The organism is Limnochorda sp. LNt, assembly GCF_035593265.1.
In the GTDB taxonomy this organism is placed as follows: Bacteria; Bacillota; Limnochordia; order Limnochordales; family Geochordaceae; genus Geochorda; species Geochorda subterranea.
This window is the reverse complement of sequence record NZ_CP141614.1, coordinates 1,323,846-1,340,205: the sequence shown is the minus strand read 5'-3', so window position 1 is coordinate 1,340,205 and position 16,360 is coordinate 1,323,846. Positions and strand designations below refer to the sequence as shown.

Sequence of the window (16,360 nt, the reverse complement as noted above, 5' to 3'; positions counted from 1 at the left end):
TCGACCGGACGGCCCCCCCGACGCGGGCCGCTGCCCGCATGCGGCCCGTCTGGCAGCTCGAACCCTTTGCCAGCCCGCTCGAGGGCGGGCTGCGCCGCACCCTGTCGCCGGGCGAGCGGCAGCGCATGCGCGCCTCTACCCCCGCAGCTCGTCGGATGCGGAGACGTTATGGCCGAGCGCATCCGCCTCTACATGGCCCTCGACCCCGACGAACCCGACTGGGAGTGCCTGTTCGGCATGCTCTTCCTCAGCGGGCCGCTGTGATGGTTACGGCTGTGTGAGCCACATAGGTGCCTTGCCGCCCCTTCGATGTCGATCGGGGCAATGGGCGCGGGGGAGAAAAGGGCCTGCAACCGCCTGGCATAAACCGGGGCGGTTCCGTGCGTCTAAAGAGTACGACCCAAACCGACCACCGGATAGGATCCATGTCGACCACCCCGTACGATCCATGCCGACCACCGGGTACGAAACATGCCGACCAGCGATTCCGGAGCAAGCCGACCAGTGATTACGAAACGTGCCGACCACTTTGACCGATACCTCGGAATCGGTGGTCGCCATGCCCCGTAATCCCTGTCGAGACGGGCGGCGCTGGATACCAAACGGCCATCAGGGATAGGGCTGCGCGAGGCCGAAGCGTGGGGGCCAGTACCCAGACAGGAGGAGGTCTGGCCACCCTGGAGGCTTGAGCGGAGGGTATCCATGCGCAAGATTCGGGAGATTCTTCGGCTCCACCACGTGGCCAAGCTGGGCGTGCGGGCGATCGGGCGAAGTTTGGGCCTTTCCCACAGCACCGTGGCCGAGGTGCTGCGCAGGGCCGAGGCGGCCGGGCTTTCGTGGCCGCTTCCCGAGGAGATGGACAACGCGGCTCTGGAAGCTGCCCTCTACGGCCCGACTGCCCCGGCGCAGACCCGGCATCCCATGCCGGACATGGACCATCTTTACCGCGAGCTGCGCTCCCGTAAAGGGGTGACGCTGCGGCTTTTGTGGCTGGAGTACAAGCAGGCGCACCCCGACGGGTACCAGTACAGCCGCTTCTGCGAGCTGTACCGCCGGTGGGCCAAGACCCTGGACGTCTCCTTGCGTCAGGTCTACCGGGGCGGGGAGAAGATGTTCGTCGACTTTGCAGGGGAGACGATCCCCGTGGTCGACCCACAGACCGGGCAGGTGCGGCCGGCCTATCTGTTCGTCGCGGTGCTGGCCGCCAGCAACTACACCTTCGCCAAACCCACTTGGGCCCAGGACCTGCCCAGCTGGATCGGCGCCTATGTGGACGCCTTCGAGTTCTTCGGCGGGGTGCCGGAGATGGTGGTCTGCGACAATCCAAAGACTGCCGTCCTCTCCGCCTGCCAGTACGAGCCGGAGCTGAATCCAGCCTATCAAGAGATGGCCGCCCACTACGGGGTGGTCATTCTGCCGGCCCGGCCTCGCAAACCCCGGGACAAGGCCAAGGTCGCAAACGCCGTCCAGCAGGCCGAACGGTGGATCCTGGCGCCCCTGCGCCACCGCACCTTCTTCGGCCTGGAGGCATTGCATCAGGCCGTGCAGGAGCGGTTGGAGGTGCTCAACCATCGGCCGTTCCAGAAGCTGGAGGGGTCCCGCCGGGAGCTGTACGATCGGCTGGACAAGCCCGCCTTGCGGCCCCTGCCGGCCCAGCGCTACGAGTTTGCCGAGTGGCGCAAGGCCAAGGTCAACATCGACTACCACGTGGCGGTCGACGGCAACTTCTACTCGGTGCCCTACCAACTCGTGCACGCCGAGGTGGACGTGCGCCTGACGGCCCACACCGTCGAGATCTTCCGGAAGGGCCGGCGGATGGCCAGTCACGTGCCGGTCGTGGGCAAGGGCCACTACCGCATTGGAGTTGATCCGGTTCTGTGGACAACCGGTAGCTAGTACCTCCTGGTAAAATCGCCGGCTGTCGAGAGAGGGGCTGACCCGTGGCGAGAGGGCGTTGCCGTGCTGAGCTTCTGCCTTTCATCCCCGCCAGCGGGGCTCGCTCAGGCTTGCGCCGGAGCCAGGGCCAGCAGCCGGCGGGCCGCCCGGGTCAGGTTGTGGGCCAAGAGGTCCTCGCCGATCCAGGTAAACGCCCGCTCGGCACCCCGATAGCGGCTGCGGTCGAGCTCAAAGGCGTGCTTGAGGTGCGCAATGCGCCCCTCCTGGCCGCTGCGCCAGCGGAGCAACCGCCGAAAGGCCCGGCGTCGCTCGAAAAGCCGACGAGCCCGACCGCTTCGGGCCGGCAGGGCGACGTACGCGATGCCCATCGCCCGAAGGGCCGCTTCGTTGGCCCGGCTGCTCATGCCCCGGTCGGCGGCCACCGCTCGGGGCGTGGCCCCGACCGCGTGGATGTGCTCCGCCACGGCGTCCACCAACACGCTGTCGTCGCTGGGATTGCCCCCATGCAGCCGGAAGTGGCGGATGAAGCCCTCCTGCGTCTCCACCAAGACGAGCTTGTACCCAAACTCGACGGGTTTGGACAGCTTGCCCCGACGGATGGGGCGCGCATCCGGGTCGAAGAGGCTGACCAGCCGGTCCGGAATGGTCCGGATGCCCTGCAAGCGAAGCCGGGTCTGCTCCAGCACCCGGCGCAGGCGGCGGGTGTACGTGACCAGACCCTGCGCGAGGGCCCGGTAACGAGAGCCGACCGCCGGGCCGAGCTGTCGGATGCGGCGCTGGACAGCCCGAGCCATGCGCTGCGCCTCTTGAAGCGTCTGCTCGGCCCGCAGAGCCACTTCCGCGGTAAGGCGGTCCACCTCGGCCTGGGCCTTCTCCCCTCCCCGGCGAAGCATCTGGCCGATGCGGCGCAGCCGGCGGCGGACCGAGCGTAGGCGGTCTCGAACCGAAAGGCGGACCCCGATGCCGGCTTCCTTGGCCCGGCGCATCAGCCGCGTCAGCACCCGCACCCCGTCGGCCAGCAGGCCCGCGTCGGTGGGGTGATGGATGTTGGCTTCCACCACCGTGGTGTCCACCCGGATCCGCTGGCCGTGGCGCTTCATCAGCCGCGCCTCCACCAGCTGGGCCATCAGGGCGTCGTTGAGTTGCTCGATGACGTCCGGACCCAGCCGGTGGGTCAGCTTGATGAGGGTGGTGGCGTCAGGCACCTTGTCGGTCAAGCGCAACCGGCAAAAGCGCCGCCAGACCAGGCTGTCGGCCACTTCCTTGACGAGGGCCTCGAAGCCCAGGCGGTAGCGGCGCTTCAGGTACACCATGCGCAGGTACGTCCCCAGGGGGATGGTGGGCCGACCCCGCCGGGCCGTGAGCTTGCGCCGGATAGGCTCCAGGAAGCGCTCGTCGTCCACGGTCGATGATGGCCAGCTCCTTGGGCAGTCGAAGAGCTGGGGATCGATGAGGCTTTCGAACACGTCCGCCTTGAACGCCACGTTGCGTTCCCGACGCACGATGCCATGCCCCCCTGGGGCCGATTCTAGCATCATTCGGTCTCGGGGAGGAGAGGGGTGAGCCCGTCACGACGGGCTTTTCCCGGCGAGTTTATCAGGGCCAACCAACTAGATTACGGAGCCCGCAGAACGGGACGCGCAATCTGCCACAGCAGATATAATAGTGCCGAAATGGTATCGGCAAACGACGTCCCTAAGCTGAATTGGCCCGGCAGGGGGAAGGGAAGGAGTCATATGACAGCGTGGGATTGGGTTCTGTCCAGTATCCAGGCTTTCGGGACGGTCGGGTTGCTATGGGTGACCTATCAGTATGTCTTGGAAACTCGGCGACTTGTTGCGGCGACGCGCCAGCAGGTGGCAGAATCGGCGCGCTCTGCCTTGGTAGTCGAAACACTGGTGGAGCAGCCCACTCCTGACGGTACGAACTTCCACATCCTGCTCAGGAATTACGGCTCTCGACCCGCCATGGACGTGCAAGTATTCGTTGCGGCGGACCGAGTGGGGCTCACAGGGGAGGGCTCGATCGTCGCGAAGGTGATCAAGCCACTCGCTCCAAAGCTGCTGTACGATGTTGCAATCCAAGGACTCCGACCAGGCCAGGTGGTCACCCTTGTCCGTGACCCGCTATCGCGCGAACATCCGGTGCTGGTGCCAGCTCTGGTCGTGACGACCGAAGTTGACAATCAAGTCAGCCCGTGGAGAGGGGAGGCCCTCGGTGAGGACGTGATACTCGCTTTGACATATCAAGATCCCATCGGGAGCAAGAGATGGCTAGTTTACCAGCAGCGGCCGGGAGCTGCCCTTCAGATTGATGGAGAGGGCGACCTTCGCATCGGCGGCCGAGCTATCGAGGGCCCAGTCTCGCTCCCAACCCGGTGGTTCGCTAAAGGTCAGTCCCCTCAGTGACGCGGCTGGCGGTGGCCGCTGCGTGCCCGGAACGCGGCCATGCGAGCGGCCGGGTCCACAGCCGACGGTATCGAACTGATCTTCCGCACCCAGCGTTGTTATCCGGTAGAGTTTTTCGACGGTCACGGCTGGCGGCCTCTTAACGCCGCAGGTAGATTGCTTCGGACGATATCTTGGCCGACCGGGCGGGGCAAGGGTTGGTCGTGGACGTCCGGCTGATGGACCGGCTGGGTTCGAGCAAGCGCAAGACGGGCCGAGACGACGCGAAGCTTCTGCCGGGCGGCTGGCGCCGGGGACCTTGCCCGCGGTGTGCGTGCCGCCGGCGGCCATCCGGGAGCTTCGGGTGCTGATGAATTTGCGCCGGCAACTGGTGGAGCAGCGCAGCCGGTGGAAATACCAAATCTGTGCTGTGCTGCTGCGGCACGGCTACCGGGCTCCGGGGGCTGCGGCCAGCCCGCAGCCACCTGGAGCAGCTGTGGCGGCTTTCGCTCCCGGAGGGAGATCGAGTGTGGCTGACGGTGGCGTTGCGCATGTGCCGCCACCCCCACGCCCGACGACGGCCGGACCTCGTCGCCATGCTCCAGGCTGCCTTCAGGGTCCAGCACGTTGGTGCTCTGGCGGGTTCGGTCACCCCCTCAGCCCCGTCGTCTGGATGCCCTCGACGAGATACCTCTGCAGCCAGACGAAGATGACCACCACCGGCACCAGCGACAGCACCGACATGGCGAAGATGGCGCCCCAGTCGGTGGCCGCCGAGGGGTCGGCGAAGTTCTTGAGGGCCAGCGAGACCGGATAAAGCACGGGGTCGTTGAGGTAGAGCAGCGGCCCCAGGGAGTCCTCCCACGTCCAATAGAACGAGAAGATGCTCGCCGTGATCAGCGCGGGCTTCACCAGCGGCAGGATGATGCGCCAGAAGACGTCCAGCTTGCTCGCCCCATCGATCTCGGCCGACTCGTCCAGCTCCAGGGGGATCCCCCGGATGAACTGCACGATGAGGAAGATGAAGAACGACCCCCCGAAGAACCGCGGCACGGTCAGCGGCAAGAACGAGTTGACCCACCAGGTTGATGAGCGGAAGACCAGGACGGTCAAGAAGGCGACGATCATCAGCAGCGTCCACGCCAGCGCCGAGGCGTAGCTCATCTCGAAGTCCTTCATGAGCATGGGCGAGGCGAACTCCCAGGTACAGCGAATCGGCGCCGGCTCCCCCGGCCTCTCCAGGTCGTCGATGCCTTGCTCGGGTTCCGACCCGGAGGACAACTCACCGCCATGCGGAATAGCCCCGCCAGGGGGATCGCGATGGAAGCCTCGACCACTCGGTCTTCGCCGCTGCATGCCCCGCAAGAGCCGGTGCGGTGGGGCATCCTCGGCACCGCGCGCATCGCCCGCCATCGGGTGCTGCCGGCGCTGGCCAGCTCCGCCGTGGCGCGGGTCGTGGCGGTGGGCAGCCGGGAGCGGCAGGCGGCGGAGGCGTTCGCACGGGATACCGGCATCGAGCGGGCCTACGGCAGCTACGACGAGGTGCTGCACGACCCCGAGGTGGAGGCGGTCTACATCCCCCTGCCCAACCACCTGCACCTCCCCTGGATCGAGCGGGCGGCCGCCGCCGGCAAGCACGTGCTGTGCGAGAAGCCCCTCACCCTCGACCGGCAGGAGGCCGAGCGGGCGCGCCGGGTCTGCCGGGAGGCCGGCGTGCTGCTGATGGAGGCCTTCATGTGGCGCTGGCAGCCCCGCTACGCCCGGCTGCGGCAACTGCTCGACGAGGAGGCGGTCGGCGAGGTGCGGCTGGTGCGGGCGGCCTTCAGCTTCGTACTGCCCGATCTAGCTGCCAACATCCGCGGGAAGCCCGAGTGGGGAGGCGGGGCGCTCTTCGACGTGGGCTGCTACTGCGTCAACGCGGCGCGATGGGTGTTCGGGGCCGAGCCGACCGAGGTCCACTGCTCGTCGCACGTCGACCCGCAGCTCGGGGTTGACCTGACCACCACGGGCATCCTGCGCTTCCCCGGCGGGCGGGAGGCGGTCTTCGACGCGAGCTTCGAGATGACGGGCGGCCAGCGGCTCGAGATCGTCGGCACCCGGGGGACCGTCTGGGTGCCGAGACCCTTCCAGCCGAACGGGATCGACGGCTTCTATGTGGGCGGGGCGTCGGGCGACCTGGCGGTGGGCGCCGGCGCGGAAGGGCCCGACACGCCCGGCGGGCAGAGCGGCAGGGGGCCCAGAGATGCTGCGTCGGAGCACGCTGCAGGCGGGCCAGCGCCGCCCGACCACTACCGGCTCCAGTTCGAAGCCTTCAGCCGCTGGGTGCAGGAGGGCCGCAAGGAGCCGGTGCCGCCCGGCGAGGACGGCCTGCTCAACATGGCCGTGCTGGACGCCTGCGCCCGCTCCGCCCGTGAGCGGCGCCCGGTGGCCGTGGCACCTCCGGCATAGGCGGTGGGGCCGGCGGGATGGCCAGTGACGCGTGGGAATCCGGTGACGCCTGGGACGCAGCGGGGGCCAAGAGATCGTCCCGCGCACCATCACCGGCCGACTGCAGGTAGCCGCCAGCACCCGCGCCTGCTGGCGCCAGGCCTTCGGCGGGCCGGATGTCCGCTCCGCCAGCAGGCTGGCCCCCTCGTGTGCCAGGCGGCTGGCCCAGTCGGAGTCGAGCGCCAGGGCGCTGACAAGCGCCAGAGGGGATCCCGAAAGGGGCCGCACAGCGACGCGGTAAGGGGGGACTTCCTCCCCGGGGCGCGTGCCCATGCGGCGTCGCAGCGCCGCCTCGAAGTCCGCTTTCGCCAGGGCCTCCAGGTAGCCCCCGGCGTCATTTGTGACAACCGCCACGGTAGCCTCGTACGCCATCGTATCGTCGCCGGGCATCCAGCCACCGGTGGTGCCACTCGAGCTTCCCGCAGTGAGCTCAATGGACTCGAGGGATGTGGTACCCTCCGGCTGGACGTCACCGACTGCCGGCGCGCCCCGCCGCCCCATGGCCGCCATCAGCCCGACGCCCGGCAGCCCGACCGCCACGATGCCGGCCGCCCCCCATGACCCGACCCGTCCGAGGCGCATGGCATCGCCCCCATCCCATCCTGCCGGGGAACATCACCTGTGCCTGTGACGACCGTTACAGGAACGGTCGGTGAGGGCGAATCGCCGCCTCCGGAAGGTCCCGCTCGGGAAAGCATCCATGACGGCACGCGGGCGGAGGGCGCAAGATACACGGGAGGGCGCAAGTCATACGGCGGATTTGCGGGATCGACGGCCCTGGCTTGATTACCTCGAGCTGGTGGAGTCCACCAATCGGCGTACGAAGTCCGAAAAGCGGTCCAGGTCGGCGCGCAGCCTCTGAAAGTCTGCGGGAGCCTCTACCACGAGGTGAGCCATCTTCGCCCACACCAACGGGCTTGCGTACGCATGCAGCACACGGTGGCGAAACTTGCGGCACCCATCGAGCCACTCCAGGCTCTCGGGCGAGAGGACCGCCGGGCGCACTTCTGGGACGGCACGCGCCATCATCCGAAGCAGTTCCCGATGCCAGTCCCCTCCGCCGGGAGTCCCTCCATCGAACTCCTGCGCAATTCGCTCGAGGGCCCGCTCGATGGCCCCGTAAATCCGTACCAGATACGTCGCGGCCGCTGCAGCCCGCACTCCGTCGTCTGGGATACCCGTCACAGACGCTAGCTCACGTACGCCCGAGCCCGCTGCCCCGAGGTCTTCCTCGATGGCCGCCAGGAGAGAGAGCAGTCGCCGACCTCGCGTCGCCTCTCCCGCGCTCACAGCAGGCGCTCTCCTTTCTGGAGGATGTGCTCTCGGAGCGGAGGAGAGGCCTCGTCGAGGTCTACGACGTCGACCGGGATGTCGCACACCGCGTCGAGCGCGGCCAGCGCCGCGTAGAAGCGCTCCGGCGGGATGCCCCACACAGCGAGGTCGATGTCCGACCCCTGATGAAAGGTACCGGTGCACAGCGAGCCGAAGAGGTAGACCTCCGTCGCACCGTGGCGGCGGAGCGTCTGCACCAGTGAGGGCAACGAGGACCGTGCATGCGCCACGCGTCTCTGCGACGCCGCCTCCTCCTCGGCGAGGCGGCGTCGCCACCCGCGCAGGTATCCCTCCCATTCGGCCTGGGACAACCCAGCCGGTGGACCGAGCCCGGCTGGCGTTGCCCGCCCCTCTTGGGACTCCCCGCCGCCGTGCATGGCGTCCGTCACCCGCCTGCAGTATAGCACAGGCCGTACCCTCTCCAAGCGGACGAGCCCACCACTCCCGATGGCCGCTGCCGCCGGACGAGGTCTCGAGTCCCCGGACGGCGAATGGGCACGCCGACGGGAGGCGTGACCTTGGCTCGCCGCACCATTCGCACCGCTACCGAAGCCCTTTGCCGCACCCTTCAGGCGCCTATCCACATCCGACAGCTCGTGCGGCAGGTCGTGGAGTCCCTCGGCATCGAGGAGCGCCGCACCACCGAGGCGTCGGTCCGAGAGGTACTGGGGCGGCTGCGCTGGATGGTGGCAGCCGGCAGGGGATGGTACGTCCCGGCCCGGCTGGCGCTGGACGGCAAGGCCATCCGCCTGAGGCCCCCGAGCACGGGTTGGGGTCGCACGTTGCCACTCGGGCAGTTGGAGCCCTTCTCCGGCGCCCTCGAGGACGCGGCCGTGACGGACTCGCAGGGCCGCCCACTGCCGCGCGACGTCTCCGTCGCCGATGCTGACCGCCTGCGACGCGAGGCCGCGGAGCGGGCACGCAGGCAGGCCACCGAGATTGTCGACTTCTTCCTGGCCGAGGCCAGCCGGCAACGGCCGTTGTCGCCGCAGGAGATCCGGCAGCTCATCGACCAGCTTCTCGAGCGCGCCGCCGAAGAGCGCGGCAACATGCTGGACCGGCCGGCCGCGACCGAGCAGCCCTACCTCCTGCCCGACGAGTGGGACGACCAGGCCGACCTCGTCGTACGCTACCATGCGGCCTCGCACAGCTTGCGCGTCAGCCCCGAGGCGCCGGCCGATCGGGACGAGGCCCGCATCGAGGAGGAAGATCGCCGCTTCTGCGACTTCGTGGTGTCGCGGCTGCGAAGCGGCTACAGCGTCCCGCTGCACGGCCTCGTGCTGGAGTCCTACGCCCAGCTTCCCGGCTTCGGCGACTACCCGGGCTCGCCCCCGCACCTCGCCGTCCGGCGAGACCCCCGCATCTACGTCGTGACGCGGGGCTCCTCGTCCCGCGTGGACGACATCACCAACCCGGCGCTGGCAAGGGCGGACGACATCGCGTTGCTGGGCCAGATCCAGCGCTGGCAGGCCCAATCCGACGCGGCCCACGAGGCCGCGAGCCGCCAGCGGCGCGCCCACCTCGCTCGCACGCTGCCGGAGCGCATCCGACAGCACCTGCGGGAGCTGGCTCTCGACCTCGACGAAGTGGAGCAGCGGCTGGGCCTGGGCGAGGACTGGATGCAGCCGCCAACGCAAGGCCGGGCGCCCACCGACGCCGGCCTCCCCATCCCCGCCAGCCCAACCGTCGAAGGCGCAGGCCAGCTCCCCGCCAACGAAGCCGTGCTCGCAAGGTGGGAGACGGCCCTGCGCCAGCAGGGGCTCAGTGACCGGGTCAGGGCCCGCAAGGTCGGCCACCTCCAGGTGCTGGCGCAGTACCTGGCATGGGGGCGGGACTTCCCGCCCATCGGCCTGCTGGAGGCGGCCGGGGTCCACCTGACGACGTTCTTCTTCGGGACGTACGTGCGGCGCTTCACGTGCAGCCCGACAGACGCCCAGACCTTTACGCAGGATGTGCGGGACTTCTACCGGTGGGCCGAGGAGCAGGGCCTCGTGCCCGACAGCCGCTTCGCGGAGGTGCCCTACCGGCTGCGGCGGCACTTAGCCGAGCGGATCCGCCTTTACTGCGCCCTCGATCCTGACGAGCCCGACTGGGAGCCGCTGTTCGAGGCGCTCTTCACGAGCGGGCCGTTGTGAGGCTGTGAGCACGCCGTCCGCCTTTCACCCCGGGTCCCTCGACCGCTGTGACGTTCTGTAGAGGGTTATCACCCCGAACCCGTGGCCGTCCAGCCACGGGCTCCTGTGTCGCCGTACCTGCGACATGCCCTCGCTAGCCTGAGGGTGGCAGGCCTCACTCCGGCTCGGGCGACGCCCCCACACCCCCGGGTCGCCCGGGCCGGACCCCGGGCCTTCCTCCACCTCTCACCCTTGGCGGAACGGGGGCGAGCGTCGTGTTCACCACGGAGAAGGTCGTCTCCATCCTGCGTGCATGCGGTCTCATGATCGCCGACCAGCGTCGCCTCGAGCGCCGCCCGGGCCGGTACCTTCCGGTGCCGTCGGGGCTGCATCCAAGGCTTGCGGCGCTGCTTAAAGAGCGGTATCCGAAGGGGCTCTACGCCCACCAGGCCAGGGGCATCGAGGCCGCCCTCGCAGGTCACTCCGTCTGCCTGTCGACAGCCACCGCGTCCGGCAAGAGCCTGGTCTTCGTGGCGGCCGCGGCCGACCTGCTCCTGCGGGATCCGGCGGCCTGCGTCGTGGCCTTCTACCCGGCTCGGGCCCTCATCCAGGACCAGATGCGCAAGTGGCGGGAGCTGCTGCAGCCGCTGGGGCTGCGGTGGGGCTACATCGACGGCGGGGTCGGCATGCGCGAGCGGCTGCGGATCGTCAGGGAGCACCGCCTGTTGTTGATGACGCCCGACGTGACCCACGCCTGGCTGCTCCCCGACCTGACCGAACCGCCCGTGCGCAGCTTCCTCGACCGCCTGGCCATCGTCATCCTCGACGAGGCGCACGTCTACGACGGGGTCTTCGGCTCCAACTTCGCCTTATTCATGCGGCGGCTGAGGGCCGTGTCGGGCGTGCGCCAGTGCATCTCCAGCACGGCCACCCTGGGCGACCCCGAGGCGTTCATCGCCACCCTGACGGGCTTCAAGCCCGTGGTGCTGGGCCCTGAGTCGGACGGCGCACCGGCGGCGGCCAAGACGCTGATCCTGGCCCGGCCGGACGAAGAGGCGGGCGAGGCCGGGGCCGGCGGCGGGCGACGGCGCAAGGGAGAGTTCGACGTCATCGTGGAGTTCGTGCGGGCGTGCGCGGCGGCGGCCGACTCGCCCTTCCTGGGCTTCGCCGACTCGCGGCGCATGGTGGAGCGCATCGTGTCGGCCTCGGTGCACCGCCAGGCCCCGGGCAGCGCTGGGGGGGCGGGGGGCGCGGGCGCTGAGGTCGCTGGGGCGACCGGCGCCGCCGGCCCGCAGGAGGCAGCCGCTGCTCTCGAGCCGGAGGCTGCCCTCGAGTCGGAGGTTGCCCGCGAGCCGGGGGCTGCTGTTGAGCCGGAGGCCGAGGGCGTCGCCCCTGCTCCCGATGCAGAGCCCGCGCTGCAGGGCCTGCTGCCCTACCGCGCCGGCTACGAAGACGAGGATCGTCACGCCATCCAGGAAGCGCTGACCCGCGGCGAGTTGCGGGGCGTCATCTCCACGTCGGCCCTCGAGCTGGGCATCGACGTAGGCGAGGTGGACCTGGTCGTGCTCTTGCAGCCGCCGTCGTCGGTCAAGGCCTTCTGGCAGCGGGTCGGCCGCGCCGGGCGGGTGCGCGACGGCGTCTGCGTCGTGCTCGATCCCTCCGGCACCCTGGCGGACGGGCTCGCCCGCTACCTGGACCGGCCCGTCGAGGCCAACCGCCTCTACCTCGACAACCGCTACCTGCAGTACGCCAACGCCCTGTGCGCCGCCGTCGAGCTCAACGGGCTCGGGGCGGGCGGCGGGTCGCTGGCCCGCTTCGAGTCGCTGCCGGCGTCCTTCAGCCGCATGCTGGCCAACGAACTGGAGCCCCGCGAGGCCATCCCGCCCGACCTCGCACCGCTCAAGCAGCGGGCCCTGGCGGGGCCCCACCGGGAGTTCCCGCTGCGAAACGCCGTCGAGCGGGAGTTTCAGATCCTGGGATGGGGCGACCGCCAGCTGGGGTCGGTCACCTACAGCCAGGCCCTGAGGGAGGCCTACCCCGGCGCCGTCTACTACTACATGGCCCGCCCGTACCGGGTGACGCACTTCGACTTCGGCAAGGCCCGCATCCGGGTCCACGCCGAACGCTTCTACACCACCGACCCCATCCTGCAGCGGATGGCCTTCCCGCGGTGGCCCGAGGGGCTGCTGGGGCTGTGGACGGGCGAGGGTGGCGCCTTCGTGGCCGAGGCCGAGATGCAGGTGAGCGAGCGGTGCACCGGCTTCGTGGAGACCCGGGGCAGCGCCAAGGAGCGCCACGAGTACGGGCCCGAGTCCCCCTACTTCACGCGGCCGCTCAACCGCTTCTTCGAGACGACGGGCGTGGTCTGGTGGGCGCCGGGCGTGCGGCTGGACGAACTGGCGGCGCAGGCCATCCTGGGGACCTTTTGCGACGAGTGCGGGGTGCAGGAGCGAGACGTGGGGCTGGGCCAGTTCACCTCCCGCCTGTCGCCCACGGGGCAGGGCGAGGTGCACGGGTGGTGCATCTACGATGCCACCTACGGCAGCCTGCGCCTGACGAGGGAGCTGGCCGAGCGGTTCGGGGAGATGGCAAGGGCGGCAGTGAGCCGTCTCGAGGATGGGTCACCCGCCCGGGCGCAGCTCGAGCGTCTGGCCGAGGCGCTCGAGGGTTTGCGGCCGGCACCGCTGCCCCAGGCCGACCTGGCGCTGCCCGCGCCCGGGCAGGACGACGACTGGCAGGTGGTGGTGGCGAGAGGCGAGCCGGCCATGTTGATGAAGGGTGAGGCCAGTGAAGAGGTCGTCGTGGAGGGCTACCGTTACACGCCCAGGGGCATCGTCTACGACCTGCGCCACCCCGATGCGTCGGTGCGCTGGCAGGTCAGCTACGACCGCATCCAGCCCATCCACGGCGTGACGAGGCTCGTCCGGTGGAACCTGGTGACCGGCGAGGAGCAGCCGCTTTGAGGGCAGCCGCCTCGACGAGCAGCGGCTGCCTCGACGACCAGCGGCTCGACGACCAGCAGCCGCCCCCCGGGATGGCGGGGACGAGGCGCCCAGAAGGCTCTCCCGGTGCCTCGCCCCCGACGTTAGCGCTCGAAGAGCGGCAGGCGGCGGGCCACCCAGTCGTAGGCGAGCATGCCGAGCGCCACGATGCCCGCCATCACCAGAAACTCCATCCACGACGGGAAGTAGCCCGCCCCGTTGGCGGCCTGCCGCATGGAGATGAGCCCCACGTCGAGCCGATGCAGGAAGACCCCGCCCGCGGCCAGCACGGCCGCCAGCAGCCGCCACCGAATCCCGCCGCTGCGCCACTCCCACGCCAACAGGACCAGCGGCAAGGCGATGCCGACCAGCAGCTCCAGCCAGGCCATGGCGGCCTCCAAGCCCGTGGCCTGCCACGGCCCGGTCCCTCGAGCGGCCCAGTCGACCACCCGTACCGCCAGCAGCAGCCCCAGCACCACGGTCAGCCCGCGGGCGAGCCCCGCCTTGAGCCGCTCACCGACCGCCTGCCCGTACAGCCGCCCCGTCACCCACGTCAGGATCTGCAGCGTCGCAAGCCCCGCCGCCACCGACGAGACGAAGAAGATCAGCGGCAGCGCCGGCGTGTACCACAGCGGGTGCACCCGCCCCGGGGCGATGAGAAAGAGGCTGCCCAGCGAGCTCTGGTGCAGCACGCAGAGCGTCGCCCCGGCCACCGCCAGCGGCACGATGGCCGCCTCCAGCGCCCGCCGTGGCCGCTCCCACCCCAGCGCCCGCAGCGCCACCGGGCTGAACTCCAGCGCCAGCACCGTCGTGTACAAGATGACGCACCAGCAGATCTCGAAGAGCACCGAGTGCGGCTGCCACATGACGATGGGATGCCAGATGCGGTGCGGCTGTCCGATGTCGACCACCAGCGACGCCACGGCCGTCAGGTAGCCGATGAAGCCGGCCAGCACTGCCGGGCGCGCCAGCGCCTCGTACCCATGATGGCGGAAGACGTGCACCCACGCCGCCACCACGAAGGCCCCGGCCGCCAGCGGGATGGCCACCACGACGCCGACGATCTTCCAGAGCCCCCACGGCCAGACGTCGGTCAGGTGCGTCGAGGCGCCGAGCCCCGCCACCATGCGGTACCCGACCGCCACCAGCGCGGCCGCCACCAGCGCCCACAGCGCCAGCCGGGCGGGCCCCAGCGACACGGCCATCTCCCGCACCGCCGCGCCCGGCCCTGCCACTGCCCTCGCGGGCGCCCGGCCCACCGCCGCCGGTTGCGCCCCGCCCGACGCTGCGGGGAAGTAACGTGGCTTCACTGGCGCTCGCCCCCCTGCGCTGGATGGTCAGAGTCTTGCGCCTTGCCGTCGCCGCCGTTGCGCCCCTCCAGCAGGTAGGCACCCGTCAGCAAGCCGGCCATCCCCGCCGCCAGGCCCGGCACCAGCCGCATCCACGCCCGGGTGCGGTAGGCCGGCGGCTCGCTGGCCACCCGGGCGAAGCCCAGCTTGTCGAACGGCACGTCCGACAAGAACAGCCACGACGTGCCCCCCACCTCGTCGACCCCGTAGATGTGGGGGACGTACCGGTCGGGCTCCTGCTCGATGCGCCGGCGCGCCTCGGCGGCACCGATGGCCGACGCGATGGCCGCCCCGATCTGAAAGAAACCCCGGCGGCTCGCTCCGGGACGGGGTGCCTGTTTCACAGCGATGATCGCCCCCGCCCCTTACTGTGACGTTTGGCACTAACTCTGCACTGACAGGAGGCTTACCGCCGCCCTTCAGGGGTATTGCAGCACTCTTGCACCCGTGCCATCGCTTCCAGCCGGCGCCCCACCGTCGCTCTCGACCTCCGGCGGCCGCGCCCTCCTGCCCGCCACCCCCTCGCGCGCATTTCAACGATCGTTGAACACCGTCGCGAACCCGTCACCTCGGCATCCGCCCGACTCGCGCCTCTCCCCTCGCCCTCTCGCCGCCCCACCTTCCCTGTCCAAGGTCCACCATCCCCCACCGGCGCAGCCCTGCACTCGCTCGGCAGCCCCCTCGCCGGATGTCCGACGCGGCGGCCCGCGCCGCTTCGAGGCCGGCCGCCCCCGTTCGCTCTGCACCGCAGGGCGCGGCGTACCCATCCGCTTCGCGACGAGCGGTTTTTCAAAAGCTATTTAAAAACAGCTAGTGCAGGGACGGGACACCCTCGACGCATGCACCGTCCCTCGCCCCACCCGCCCAGGCTCCGCCGTGGCGCCCGCCACCCCGCAGGGGTCGACCATCGTGCCGCGGTAATGCCCACTCACGCCACCTCCGCAAGGCCCCGGGCCGACATGACCGAGGAGGAGGCCGCCCTTTGGGCTTTGTGCTTCCGCGCTCTGGGGGATGCGATTCGCCTGCGGATCCTCGCGCTGATCGTGCGGCAGCCGTTTTCGGTGGAGCCCGGCGTCATCGTCTACCGGCCCGGACTCAAGGCGTCGGTCGTCTCGTACCACCTGCGGGTGCTGGCAGACCCCGGCTTCATCGAGGGCCGCCCGTCCGGGTCCTTCGTGCGCTGGGCGGGAGGGCATCCCGCCCACGCACCCGACGGCTGACAGGACGAGGCAGGCTTTCGGTCAGGTCCTGACTCCTTGGGGCAGGCCCTGACTCGGCAGTCAGATGCCCGGCTCAGCCCGCCACGTCGCGAGCGATCTGCCGGATGGCACCGAGGTGGTAGGCCACGTGGGCGATCTGGGCCAGCACTCCGGTGAGCGCCATGTCGTCGGCCAGCCACCCGTTGCTCGAGGCCAGCACCTCCCGCACTGCCTCGTACTCCCGCCGAAGCCCCGCCTTGATCCGAGCCCACGCCTCGGCATCCACGGACCGGATGGTCCAGCTCCGGCCCCAGTCGGCCGTCGCGAAGGCGTCGTGCTCACCCCGGAGCGCCCGGTTGGCCAGCTCCAGGCCGTAGCGCACGTGGTCGACGTGGGCCGCCAGGTTGGCCCTGCCAGGTCGAGGCGGCGTCGAGGCTGCCTCGGGCGAGATGCCGTCCAGGAAGCGGAGAAGCCCCGCTTGCGGGCCCGAGTCGACGAACCACGTCGCATCGCCCGGCGGGCCCTGCAGGGCCTCGTCCAACAACGTCAGTACCGCGCGCCGTAGCCGCTCCACTGCGATGCTCTCCGTCATGCTCTCACCGCTTTCCATCCAAG

At 70.0% G+C, this 16,360-nt stretch carries 12 protein-coding genes and 1 pseudogene; 6 read left to right on the top strand and 7 right to left on the bottom strand.

What is annotated here, in order from left to right:
• Positions 1–702: 702 nt before the first annotated feature.
• The gene (gene istA / locus VLY81_RS06255; protein WP_324670161.1) at positions 703–1,896 is read left to right on the top strand and encodes an IS21 family transposase; all 1,194 of its coding nucleotides are present in this window, start codon (positions 703–705) and stop codon (positions 1,894–1,896) included.
• 104 nt (positions 1,897–2,000) lie between these two features.
• Here istA and VLY81_RS06250 read toward each other — a convergent pair whose 3' ends face one another.
• Positions 2,001–3,398 carry an ISNCY family transposase gene (locus VLY81_RS06250; RefSeq protein WP_324670160.1) on the bottom strand — a complete coding sequence of 466 codons (1,398 nt, stop codon included), beginning with the start codon at positions 3,396–3,398 and terminating at the stop codon, positions 2,001–2,003.
• A gap of 234 nt (positions 3,399–3,632) precedes the next feature.
• On the opposite strand from VLY81_RS06250, the gene VLY81_RS06245 reads away from it, so the two are divergent.
• A complete protein-coding gene (locus tag VLY81_RS06245) occupies positions 3,633–4,304 on the top strand; it encodes a hypothetical protein (protein WP_324670159.1) in 672 nt (223 codons plus the stop codon).
• Between the two features lie 627 nt (positions 4,305–4,931).
• On the opposite strand, the pseudogene VLY81_RS06240 reads toward VLY81_RS06245, so the two are convergent.
• Positions 4,932–5,423: pseudogene (locus tag VLY81_RS06240) on the bottom strand (carbohydrate ABC transporter permease); the annotation flags it as partial.
• Positions 5,424–5,603: 180 nt separating this feature from the next.
• Here VLY81_RS06240 and VLY81_RS06235 point away from each other — a divergent pair.
• Complete coding sequence (locus VLY81_RS06235; RefSeq protein WP_324670157.1) at positions 5,604–6,731, top strand: Gfo/Idh/MocA family protein; 1,128 nt, start codon at positions 5,604–5,606, stop codon at positions 6,729–6,731.
• 825 nt (positions 6,732–7,556) lie between these two features.
• Here the strand turns inward: VLY81_RS06235 and VLY81_RS14625 are convergent.
• Together VLY81_RS14625 and mntA are read right to left on the bottom strand one after the other, a co-directional pair.
• Entirely contained in the window at positions 7,557–7,931 is a 375-nt protein-coding gene (locus VLY81_RS14625; RefSeq protein WP_405001340.1) for a ribonuclease toxin HepT-like protein, read from the bottom strand.
• Between the two features lie 125 nt (positions 7,932–8,056).
• Positions 8,057–8,299, bottom strand: a complete 243-nt coding sequence (gene mntA / locus VLY81_RS06230; RefSeq protein ID WP_324670156.1) for a type VII toxin-antitoxin system MntA family adenylyltransferase antitoxin — start codon at positions 8,297–8,299, stop codon at positions 8,057–8,059.
• A 315-nt stretch (positions 8,300–8,614) separates the two neighbouring features.
• On the opposite strand from mntA, the gene VLY81_RS06225 reads away from it, so the two are divergent.
• A complete protein-coding gene (locus VLY81_RS06225; RefSeq protein ID WP_324670155.1) occupies positions 8,615–10,237 on the top strand; it encodes a hypothetical protein in 1,623 nt (540 codons plus the stop codon).
• Positions 10,238–10,491: 254 nt separating this feature from the next.
• Positions 10,492–13,179 carry a DEAD/DEAH box helicase gene (locus VLY81_RS06220; RefSeq protein ID WP_324670154.1) on the top strand — a complete coding sequence of 896 codons (2,688 nt, stop codon included), beginning with the start codon at positions 10,492–10,494 and terminating at the stop codon, positions 13,177–13,179.
• A 122-nt stretch (positions 13,180–13,301) separates the two neighbouring features.
• Here the strand turns inward: VLY81_RS06220 and nrfD are convergent, their stop codons facing one another.
• Together nrfD and VLY81_RS06210 are read right to left on the bottom strand one after the other, a co-directional pair.
• Complete coding sequence (nrfD, locus tag VLY81_RS06215; RefSeq protein WP_324670153.1) at positions 13,302–14,507, bottom strand: NrfD/PsrC family molybdoenzyme membrane anchor subunit; 1,206 nt, start codon at positions 14,505–14,507, stop codon at positions 13,302–13,304.
• A complete protein-coding gene (locus VLY81_RS06210) occupies positions 14,504–14,890 on the bottom strand; it encodes a hypothetical protein (RefSeq protein ID WP_324670152.1) in 387 nt (128 codons plus the stop codon). The genes nrfD and VLY81_RS06210 overlap by 4 nt, the downstream gene beginning before the upstream one ends.
• Before the next feature lie 615 nt (positions 14,891–15,505).
• Between VLY81_RS06210 and VLY81_RS06205 the strand changes: the two genes are divergently transcribed.
• A complete protein-coding gene (locus VLY81_RS06205) occupies positions 15,506–15,766 on the top strand; it encodes an ArsR/SmtB family transcription factor (protein ID WP_324670151.1) in 261 nt (86 codons plus the stop codon).
• Between the two features lie 73 nt (positions 15,767–15,839).
• Here the strand turns inward: VLY81_RS06205 and VLY81_RS06200 are convergent, their stop codons facing one another.
• Positions 15,840–16,337 (bottom strand): DinB family protein, encoded by a 498-nt coding sequence (locus tag VLY81_RS06200; protein ID WP_324670150.1) that lies wholly within the window; start codon positions 16,335–16,337, stop codon positions 15,840–15,842.
• Between the last annotated feature and the right edge of the window lie 23 nt (positions 16,338–16,360).

Bases quoted from the DNA above. Each gene is read 5' to 3' on its own strand.
- istA (WP_324670161.1), top strand. From the start codon at position 703: ATGCGCAAGATTCGGGAGATTCTTCGGCTCCACCACGTGGCCAAGCTG.
- VLY81_RS06245 (WP_324670159.1), top strand. From the start codon at position 3,633: ATGACAGCGTGGGATTGGGTTCTGTCCAGTATCCAGGCTTTCGGGACG.
- VLY81_RS06235 (WP_324670157.1), top strand. From the start codon at position 5,604: ATGGAAGCCTCGACCACTCGGTCTTCGCCGCTGCATGCCCCGCAAGAG.
- VLY81_RS06205 (WP_324670151.1), top strand. From the start codon at position 15,506: ATGACCGAGGAGGAGGCCGCCCTTTGGGCTTTGTGCTTCCGCGCTCTG.
- VLY81_RS06200 (WP_324670150.1), bottom strand. From the start codon at position 16,337: ATGACGGAGAGCATCGCAGTGGAGCGGCTACGGCGCGCGGTACTGACG.